The sequence below is a fragment of the Rhizobium sp. NPDC092011 genome (assembly GCF_044756305.1).
Taxonomy (GTDB): Bacteria; Pseudomonadota; Alphaproteobacteria; order Rhizobiales; family Rhizobiaceae; genus Rhizobium.
The window spans coordinates 76610-86597 of sequence record NZ_JBIVSO010000019.1; the positions used below are offsets into that span (position 1 = coordinate 76610).

General features: G+C 61.2%; 6 protein-coding genes. 4 read left to right on the forward strand and 2 right to left on the reverse strand.

Annotated elements, in window-relative coordinates:
* Positions 1-90: 90 nt before the first annotated feature.
* Positions 91-465: a hypothetical protein gene (locus ACIQJ2_RS34600; protein ID WP_400676555.1), complete on the forward strand. Its 375-nt coding sequence runs from the start codon at positions 91-93 to the stop codon at positions 463-465.
* 336 nt (positions 466-801) lie between these two features.
* On the opposite strand, the gene ACIQJ2_RS34605 is transcribed toward ACIQJ2_RS34600, so the two are convergent.
* Entirely contained in the window at positions 802-1284 is a 483-nt protein-coding gene (locus tag ACIQJ2_RS34605; RefSeq protein ID WP_400676553.1) for a pyridoxamine 5'-phosphate oxidase family protein, read from the reverse strand.
* Between the two features lie 226 nt (positions 1285-1510).
* On the opposite strand from ACIQJ2_RS34605, the gene ACIQJ2_RS34610 reads away from it, so the two are divergent.
* Positions 1511-2551, forward strand: a complete 1041-nt coding sequence (locus ACIQJ2_RS34610; protein ID WP_400676551.1) for a helix-turn-helix domain-containing protein — start codon at positions 1511-1513, stop codon at positions 2549-2551.
* Here ACIQJ2_RS34610 and ACIQJ2_RS34615 read toward each other — a convergent pair.
* A complete protein-coding gene (locus tag ACIQJ2_RS34615; RefSeq protein ID WP_400676549.1) occupies positions 2548-3564 on the reverse strand; it encodes an alpha/beta hydrolase family protein in 1017 nt (338 codons plus the stop codon). The two genes, ACIQJ2_RS34610 and ACIQJ2_RS34615, sit on opposite strands and share 4 nt — an antisense overlap.
* Positions 3565-4166: 602 nt before the next feature.
* On the opposite strand from ACIQJ2_RS34615, the gene ACIQJ2_RS34620 reads away from it, so the two are divergent.
* The gene (locus ACIQJ2_RS34620) at positions 4167-5177 is read left to right on the forward strand and encodes an AraC family transcriptional regulator (protein WP_400676547.1); all 1011 of its coding nucleotides are present in this window, start codon (positions 4167-4169) and stop codon (positions 5175-5177) included.
* A gap of 786 nt (positions 5178-5963) precedes the next feature.
* Positions 5964-9988 (forward strand): IPT/TIG domain-containing protein (locus ACIQJ2_RS34625; RefSeq protein WP_400676545.1); only part of this gene is annotated, 4025 nt, incomplete at its 3' end.

Here is a 9988-nt window from a genome sequence, read left to right on the forward strand (position 1 = left end):
GCTGGACCAGATGCGGCACCAGGGTCAACTCCCGCAATTCCCGTTGATGATAACGAAGCGAGCGAGCTGCCGAAGCCTCCTGAAGCGGAGATGAGTGAGCCCGATCCGCTAGTCCGGGCCGATCCCTTGCCTCCCGTGCATGCGTCAGACGACGCCTCGGCCCCGCAGGAAGAGCCTTCGTCGGTCGCACCTGTCCTTCCCGTCGCCGAACCGGCGCCGATCGCTCATGCATCGGCGGAGGTTTCGAATGAGGACCATCCACACGAGGTGCGGGAGCAAAATGGCGCCACCGCGACGGCCAGAAAGAGATCAGCAAAACGGCCGGCAGCGGCGAGAAAGACCCCTCTCGACAAAGCCATTGACCAGGACCGCGAGATCAACGACCTGAGATCGCAATTGTCTGCCAAGCTGCTCGAGCAGAACAAGCAGTTGCGTCGTATGCTGGAGCGCTATAGCGACAAATGAGGGAATGCTCGACGGAACCTCGGTTTCGGGGGATTCCATCGAGTAGTTGGCCCTGCGTCACCGGCCTCTTAAGGGAACGGCGTATGTCTTGCTGCAAGGAGACGCCGTGATTGGCTGCTTGCGTCAGGTATGCTGAGCGCTGCGCTCCGTTCACCGCTCGTGTTACTCGAGCAGCCTCTTGCGAGGCAGAGCTGGCCTGAAGTTTGCCCTGAAAGAAGGGGGCTCGCCAGTTGCGCAGGCTTGGCGCGCGTCGGTCCGAGGCTGATCTCATGGCTCTGAGCCGGGCCGCCTGGTTTGTAGGAACGCGGCGGTTGGCACCTCGCTGCAATTCAGCGGCTACATCTCGATCTTCACATTGTCGCCCAGATCCGGACGGGAGCCACTGACGGCCGCCGCGGCCATCTTGATATAGCTTATCACTGTGCCGGGGCTGCTCCAATATTCCGCGAAGGCAGGTGTCACCTTCAGAACACGGATGGATGGGTCGTCTGCACTGTCCCACCATGCCTTCGCAGGCGTTCCCCATAGTTCCTTAATCCTCGCCCGGTCGTTCTGAACCTCGGCGATGCCGGTTACAGAGACGTATTTCTGGCCCTTGGATTCCGCGAAGGCGAGGCAGACGTTAGGGTGGAGGGCGACCTCCTCATCCTTGTGACTGGCCACATCGGTCAGGAAATATATCGCGTTCTCAATGCGCTCTCCATAAGCTGACATGGGTCGTGCCCGCAAATCACTGCCTGTGTGCGTAACGAGCATGCAGAAGCCGATCTTCTCAATCAGATCCCAAACCTTGCCGATGTCATCCTCTTTGTCTGCCATGGTCGTCTCCTCTGTTAGAACAACGAAACCAACGGACATCGGCAATGTTCCATATATGGCGGAAAGGCAGCCGTTCTGCCATAGGGTCGAGCACCGCTTCCGCCGGTATGGAGCACGCGTCCAAAGGTGGTTAAGGTGGACTGGGAAGGTGGCGGCTTGAGGTGTCAGAATGCGGCACCGGACCTCTGCCTCATACCCACAAGCGGGCGCTCCTTCGGAAAGAATCATGCCGTCAATTCCATTGCCATTTGTGACCGCTTTACTGCTGGTCGTGCTGCTGACACGCATGGTTGGCCGTGACGGCATTTCAATTCGACCGCTGTCATTGTTCGTGGCGCTTTGCGCTGTTCAGGCGATCGTTCTTGGCCTGCGCTGGAATTTCGATTGGTCGCAGGCGCATTTTTTCCAGCCGATTCTGGCAGCCACACTGCCTCCACTCGCCTGGCTGGGCTTCGAGGACTTGCGCCGGCCTGATGCCAAGATCCGGCGTTCGAACTCGCTGCATGCCACTCCGGTGATTGCTGTTGCGATGATGGTCTTCGTCTGGTCCGATCCGATTGACATGGCGCTGATCGTGCTGTTTTTCGGCTATGGCTGCGCCCTGCTATGGGTCGCTCGACAGGGGCCGGATACACTGAGCGCCGCCCGTTTCGGTGATGCCTCGGCCGCCAGCAGAGCGCTTGTGACCGTCGGCGTGCTGTTTATCGTCGCCGCCGCAGTCGAGATCGCCATTGCGCTCGACATTGGCGGCGATTCCGGCTCCGCAATGATCGTCGGTTTCGCCAATTTCGTCTTGCTCATCTTCGTCGGCTATGCGGCTGCCATAGCCGGCCGCAGCCGTGCGCCCGAAGAACCGGACAATCGGGTTGCTGGTGCGCAAGATCAGGTCTTGCGACCCGCAAATGGCGCGCCGGAAGGCGATGCCCAGATACTGGCCGTCGTCGACAGGCTGATGCGCGAGCGCAAACTCTACCGCGACCCCAACCTGACGCTTGACCGGCTGGCACGCCGGGCCAGCATCCCGGCGCGCCACATCTCGGCCGCGGTAAACCGTGTCCATGGCCGCAACGTTTCGCAAATCGTCAACGAATATCGTGTGAAGGAGGCGCAGCGGCTGCTTGCCGAAACCGCCGCCCCGGTGACCTCGATCATGTTCGAGGCCGGATTCGTCACCAAATCCAACTTCAACCGCGAGTTCCTGCGGGTAACGGGCCTGAACCCGAGCGGCTATCGCCGCTCGGTTCGCCATGCAGAGCGCGACACTTAGTTCTTCGCCGGAAGCACCTTTGCCAAAAAGCGTTCAATGTCCGCGATCGTGCGTTTGTGGATGCTCTCGCGATCGCCCCTGTCGTTGCAGATCGTCGCGTTGGGACCGCTTAAATGCCTGGCGGCGCCGGGCACGCAGACCGGCAGGAAGCTGTAGTGCACCGCGTCGCCGATCTCGACATAACGGGTGGTCGCCGCCGGCAGCAGACTGGCCATGCGGCGAGATTCCAGCGCCGCGGGCAAATCCCGCACGGGCGATCCGGCTGCAATCACCAGCATCGGGATTTTGACGGCGGCCAGGCTTTCGGGGTCGAAGCCCCGTGTGACAGCAGCATCGAGTGTCACGCCGGCCCTGATGCGTCCATCCTTCAGCGACTGCCGCAACGCCTGACGCGACGTTTCATCCTTGCCCACGCCAAGTTCGGCATAGCCTGCGCAGGAAATGAGTTCTTTATGGTCGCGGCAGTCCTTTTCGAAGGCATCGGGATCGAAGCGGCCGCCCGCCAATTCCGCAACGGTCCAGCCGCCAAGCGAATGGCCGATGGCCGCGATACGGCTTGCGTCGATGGCGGGAGACCAGACAGAATCGGAGGTCAGCCTGTCGAGAAGCGCTGAGACATCGCGCGGACGCTCCCACAGGCGCGCACCGACGGAAGGGGTCATGTTGGCCGATGTCGTCCCGGGATGGTTGGCCGCGGCCACGATATAACCGTGACGCACGAGGTCTACCGCCAGCCAATCCTGGTTCGTCCAGTTGCCGCCATAGCCATGCGAGAGAATGATAAGCGGACGCACTCCGTGCGCGATGGCGGCGTCGGTGATGGCTGGCTGCAAAACGAAGCTGTCATCCTCGCCTTGCCGGATCGGTGTACCGGCGGCATCCGTCGGATACCAGATGGCAACGTCGAGCGTCCGGTCGTGGCCTTGTAACAATGTGAAATGACGAAATCCGACTGCCTCAGCGGCATGGGCCGGGAATGCTGTCAGCAAGATAAAGAATGCGATCTTGAACATGGGAGGGTCTCCGTTGGCAGAACAGGTTGCGTTCTGTGCCAACGGAGAGCCCTGTTACGACCTTGATCACGATCAAGGTCATAAAAATACGCTACCCGACCATATCCATTGCATTCCTGACCGCCGATCTGCGCATTTTTCTTGTTTCTCACCTGCGCGCTCGCCTGGTTTCAGGCGGGGGCCGGCGTGATCATCGTGAAGCATTCGATCTTATGGCCTGTTTGATGCAGAGGGGGGATCCGACGCAGCGCCCTCGGTGGCGCCACCTCCTAGAGGAAATCGGTCCAACTTTTTATCCGCCCCCCCAGATTACTGGCGTCTCGGGCCTAAAAAAGTGCCCAACCCGCAGACGTTCCCGGCCTTCGCTGTCGCACTCCCGCGTTCAAGTGCAAAGCGACAGGCATGTGGGCGCCTGCTTCCGTGCGCCCGTCCCTTTCCCTTTATGAACCAAGCTAAGACGCAAGATCATGCCAAGGCAGGCATCCATGATCAACAATATTGCTTGCGATGTATTTTTCTATAAACACTAGCGTCTTTCATGCGCTCTGCTTTTCACTGAAATGAGCAGTGTCGATAGGTTTTAGTCGAGATTTCTATTTCCAATGGTCATTCCCTACTCAAGTTTCGACACCAGAATCCTGCCCCCAAAGGTCGCGCGCGAGCTATGGCGTGACTTGATTGGCGTTTTGTTCGATGCCCAGCCGACCGGCGCTTCGAATGAAGACTTTTTCGTCGGGCTGGATGCGTGGCTCGTCGACGGTGTCGGTTTTGCGGCGATGAAAGCCTCTCCGCATCGCTTCAATCGGTCGCGCAATAAGATCGCCCGTGACGGGATGGACGGTTATCTGCTGCAGTTCTACATGGACGGAGAAAGCCAGGACTGGAACGGACGCTACACGGCTCGCAAGGGCGATCTCTATGTCCTCGACATGGCGCGGCCGATGTCGACTGCCACCAATCCGCATTCTCATATCGATATCGTCGTTCCGCGGCGGCTGTTGGCGCCGCTCCTCAAACAGCCGGACGACAGCCATGAACTGGTGATGGATGCCAATCTCCCGCTGGTCAGCCTGTTGAGGAGCACAGCTTCCTGCTACCTGCAGAACCTCTCTCGGTTTTCCGTTGGGGAGGCGCAGGCCTCGCTTGCGCCCCTGCTGGGTCTTGCGGCGGCGGCGATCAACGGAAGTATTGCCGAAGACACTAGCAGCGCGGTCGACACCGCGCTTCTCGCCCGCATCCGACAATATATCGATCTCAGAATATTCGATCCCTCCCTTTCGCTGGAGGGAGCTCTCGGCGCGTTCGGTGTTTCCAGACGCACACTCTATCGTCTGTTCGAGCCATTTGGCGGCTTTCAATCCTATGTCCGCAAACGCCGCCTGGATCTTGCGCGTCGGGCCCTGCAGACGGGGCCTATGCAATCGCTGTCAATCTCGGAAATTGCGCAGATGCACGGTTTCTCAAGTCCCGAGCTTTTCGCACGCAGCTTTCGAAAGCAGTTTGGTCTCACTCCGAGAGAAATGCGATTCCATGCCGGCGAGGGGCTTCCTGATGTGGAGAATAGGGGCCAGCATGAACTGTGGTCCCGTTGGGTCATCGACATAGGTCGGTGATGCCGACCCCTCCGTGCCGCCGCTTTTGCGAAAATAGTGGCACGCATAGACCGGTTCTCGGCACAGGCGGTCAGATACTCATTCCCTTATCTATTCGGCTTTGCGGAGAATGTCGGAGAATTGCTAGCAACAGCCGGTAGATCTGGTCGGTGGCACCTTGTGGCTCGGCGCGGCGGCGCTTTGCGGCCCACAGGCAAGATTGGTGAGTGGTGCGGGTGTGCCACACGAGAATTGGGGCGGAGCCGACCGGTCTGAGGCGGCTCTGAATGCAGGGGTACGTCTAAATTGCTGTCGGCATTGAAATTTCTTCGCGAAGGAGCGGCTTGTTGCGCCAGGTTCGTTCTTCTTGTTGTCCTCTTGCTGCTGACCATGGTCGCGACCGCAAGTGCCGGCTGCGATGTCACGACCGGATCCAATTCGAGTGCGACGGTGACTTTCCCTGACTGGGGATCAACAAATCGCGCGATCGGCCTTTGCGTAACTCAAGACGCTGTTCGTTGGGGCCTCTATAACGGTCAGAATGTGGACACATTAGCCTCCGCGCCAATGACCGGCCAGAACGTTGCAACCCCATTCGTTGTTTCGACAGCAAATGCTACCTATACGATTACTCCGTTGGTTAGCGAAGATGGGATAAACTACCCGGAATATGATATAAGACTGGGCTCGGTAAAATCGCCAGGTCAGGACACGATTACGCTGTGGTATGCGAGCGCCTGCTCCGTCGCTATGGGTGGGTGTGGAGGGTCTTCGCGAACCGACCGGACCTTCACGCTTCAGATAAATTTGCTTGGTCCGACGATTACAGGAATCTCGCCTTCGGCGGGCCCGACCGCGGGTGGTACGTCGGTCACACTGACTGGGACGAACCTCGCCGGCGCGACGGCGGTGAAGTTCGGCGCGACGGCGGCGACAGGCTTCACGAGCAATTCAGACACGCAGATCACGGCAACCGCGCCTCCTGGGACCGGAACTGTAGATGTGCAGGTGACGGCTGGGGGCGGTACCAGTGCGACGTCGAGTGCGGATCGCTTCACATATGTCGCGCCTCCAACGGTGACCTCGATCAGTGCGGCGTCCGGTCCGGCGGCAGGCGGAACGACAGTCATACTGACCGGGACGAACCTCGCCGGCGCGACGGCAGTAAAATTCGGTGCAACGGCAGCGACAGGCTTTACGGTGAATTCGGCAACACAGATCACCGCAACCGCGCCAGCAGGGACCGGAACGGTTGACATCAGCGTAACGACGGCAGGTGGTACCAGCGCGACGTCTGTCGCCGATCAGTTCACCTATATTTCCTCGCCGATAGTGACGTCGATCAGTCCTGCGGCTGGCCCAACTGCAGGCGGCACGATGGTCGTGTTGACCGGGACGAGCTTCAGCGGAGCAACGGCTGTAATGTTTGGGGCGACGCCGGCAACCGCCTTCACGGTGAATTCGGCAACACAGATCACCGCGACCGCGCCCGCCGGATCGGGAATAGTCGATATACGGGTTACCACGGCGGGCGGCACGAGTATCACATCCGCAGCAGACCAGTTCGCCTATATTACCGCCCCGGCGGTGACGTCGATCAGTCCCACGGCAGGTCCATTGGCAGGGGGTACGTCGATCGTAGTGACCGGGACGAACTTCAGTGGAGCATCGGCTGTGACGTTCGGAGCGACGCCGGCAACCGCCTTCACGGTGAACTCGGCGACGCAGATCACCGCAACCGCGCCTGCCGGATCCGGAACGGTCGACATCCAGGTTACGACAGCGGGCGGTAAGAGTGCTACGTCTGCAGCAGACCAATTTACCTATCTGGCCGCACCGGCTGTCACGTCGATCAGCCCAGCGGCCGGCCCAACGGCCGGTGGTACAGCGATTGTGCTGACCGGCTCGAATCTCACCGGCGCGACCGCTATAATGTTTGGAGCGACTGCGGCAACCAGTTTCACGGTGAACTCGGCAACGCAAATCACCGCGACTGCGCCAGCAGGCTCCGGGACGGTGGATGTTCGCGTGACGACGGCAGGTGGGACGAGTACGACGTCTGCCGCCGACCAATTCACCTATGTTGCCGTTCCGACGGTGACGGCGATTTCGCCAACCTCAGGTCCAACAGCTGGCGGTACGAGCGTCACGCTGACCGGATCGAATTTCGCCGGCGCGACAGCTGTCAGCTTCGGCGCAACTGCTGCAGCCAGTTTCACGGTCAATTCGGCGACGCAGATCACGGCAACCGCTCCCGCCGGTACGGGAGCGGTGGATATCCGCGTGACGACGGTCGGCGGCACCAGCGCAACAATTGCGGCTGACCAGTTCACCTATGTACCAGCCCCGACGGTGGCATCAATCAGTCCGACTGCAGGTCCTACGGCAGGCGGTACGACGGTCACGATCACCGGTACAAGCTTCAGCGGCGTGGCCGGCGTCACCTTCGGCGGCACGGCAGCGACAAGCTTCACCGTGAATTCGGCGACGCAGATCACGGCAACCGCTCCTGCCGGTACGGGAGCGGTGGATATCCGGGTGAGCGCGATCGGTGGCACCAGCGCGACGACCGCCGCCGATCAGTTCACTTATGTTGCGGCTCCGACGGTGACATCGATCAGTCCGACGTCTGGACCGGCGGCGGGCGGTACAACGGTCACGATCATCGGCACAAGCTTCAGCGGTGCGACAGCCGTCACGTTCGGCGGGATCGGCGCCTCCAGCTTCACCATTAACAGCGCCACGCAGATCACGGCGACCGCGCCGGCTGGTACTGGCACGGCGGATATTCGTGTAACCACGGTCGGCGGGACGAGCGCAACGACAACTGCGGATCAGTTCACCTACATTCCCGCACCCACTGTATCGGGCGTCAGCCCGAATACCGGCGCGATGGCGGGCGCTACATCCGTCGTCATTTCCGGCATGAACATGCTCAACGCGACGAACGTGACCTTCGGCGGGACCGGGGCCTTGAGCTTCACCGTCAACAGCGCCACGCAGATCACAGCCAACACTCCCGCCCATGCGGCCGGTGCCGTCGATGTTGTCGTCACCACCGTCGGAGGCGCGGGAACCTTAAGTGGCGGCTATACTTTCCTCAATTTGCCGATTGCCGGAGATGTATCGGCAACGGTCGCGCAAAGCTCGACAGGCCAGCCGGTTACTCTGAGCCTGTCAGGCGGCGCTGCGGCTTCGGTCGCTGTTGCGACCCAGGCGAGCCACGGCTCGGCAGTGGCGTCCGGCCTATCGATTACCTATACGCCGACGCCGGGCTATAGCGGTGCGGACAGCTTTACCTATACCGCGACAAACGCCTCCGGCACGTCCACGCCGGCAACCGTGAACGTGACTGTATCCGCCCCGACGATCACGATGTCGCCGGCGTCCGGCGCCCTTGTGGGAGGAGCCGCAGGAATGGCCTATGGCCAAACCTTTGTGGCCTCTGGCGGCAACGCGCCCTACACCTATGCAATTACGGGCGGCTCACTGCCGGCCGGCCTGACGCTGTCGTCGGGCGGCGCTATCTCCGGCACACCGACGGCCTCGGGCACGTTCAACGTGACCATCACGGCGACGGACAGTTCGACCGGTACGGGCGCCCCCTTCTCCGTCTCAAACGCCTATAGCTTGACGATTATCGCGCCGACGATTGCAGTTGCGCCGACGACGCTGTCCGCAGGCGCGGTGGCCACGGCCTATAGTCGGACTGTTACCGCCTCGGGCGGCACCAGTTCCTATAGTTATGCGGTGACTGCGGGCTCGCTTCCAGCCGGCCTGACACTCAACACATCGACCGGTGCTCTTTCCGGCACGCCGACGGCGGGCGGCACCTTCAACTTCACCATCACGGCGACGGACAGTACTGTCGGTACGGAGGCTCCCTTCACCGGCTCGCGAGCCTATAGCCTGACGATCAGCGCCCCGACGATTACCATTGGCCCAACGACGCTTGCGGCTGGCGCGCGCAATACGACCTATAGGGAGACCCTTATAGCCTCCGGCGGCACCACATCCTATACCTATGCGGTGACGAGTGGCGGACTTCCAGCGGGGCTGACGCTGTCTCCAGCCGGAGTGCTTTCGGGCACGCCGACGGCCTCTGGTACAGCAAACTTCACCGTCACTGCAACGGACAGTTCGACGGGAAGCGGACCCTATACCGGCTCGATAGCCTATAGCCTGACGGTAACCACCAATCCGCCGGTTGCGAATGCGGTCACGGCGACAGTTGCGCAGAATTCGTCAACCAATCCGATCAACCTCAGCATTACGGGTGGAACGGCGATCTCGGTCGCGGTCGCGACGCAGGCGAGCCATGGGGCCGCCAACGCCTCAGGCACGTCGATCACCTACAAGCCGGCGGCAGGCTATAGCGGATCGGACAGTTTCACCTATACGGCCAGCAATGCCGACGGCACATCCACGCCGGCAACTGTTAGCGTGACGGTGTCCGCGCCGACGATCACGATGACGCCAGCTTCCGGCGTCCTTGCGAGCGGTGTCGCAGGGACCGCCTATAGCCAGACCCTTACGGCCTCTGGAGGGATGGCGCCCTATGCCTATGCGATGACCGGCTCGCTGCCGGCAGGCCTGACGCTCAACGCATCGACCGGCGCTATCTCCGGCACGCCGACTGCATCGGGCACGTTCAACGTGACCATCACGGCGACGGACAGTTCGACCGGCACGGGCGCACCTTTCAGAGTGTCGAACGTTTACAGCGTCACCGTCGGCGCTCCGACGATCACGCTCGGCCCGTCGTCTCTGTCTTCCGGCGGGGTGGCGAGTGCGTATAGCCAGACGTTGGCAGCATCAGGCGGGGTTGGCCC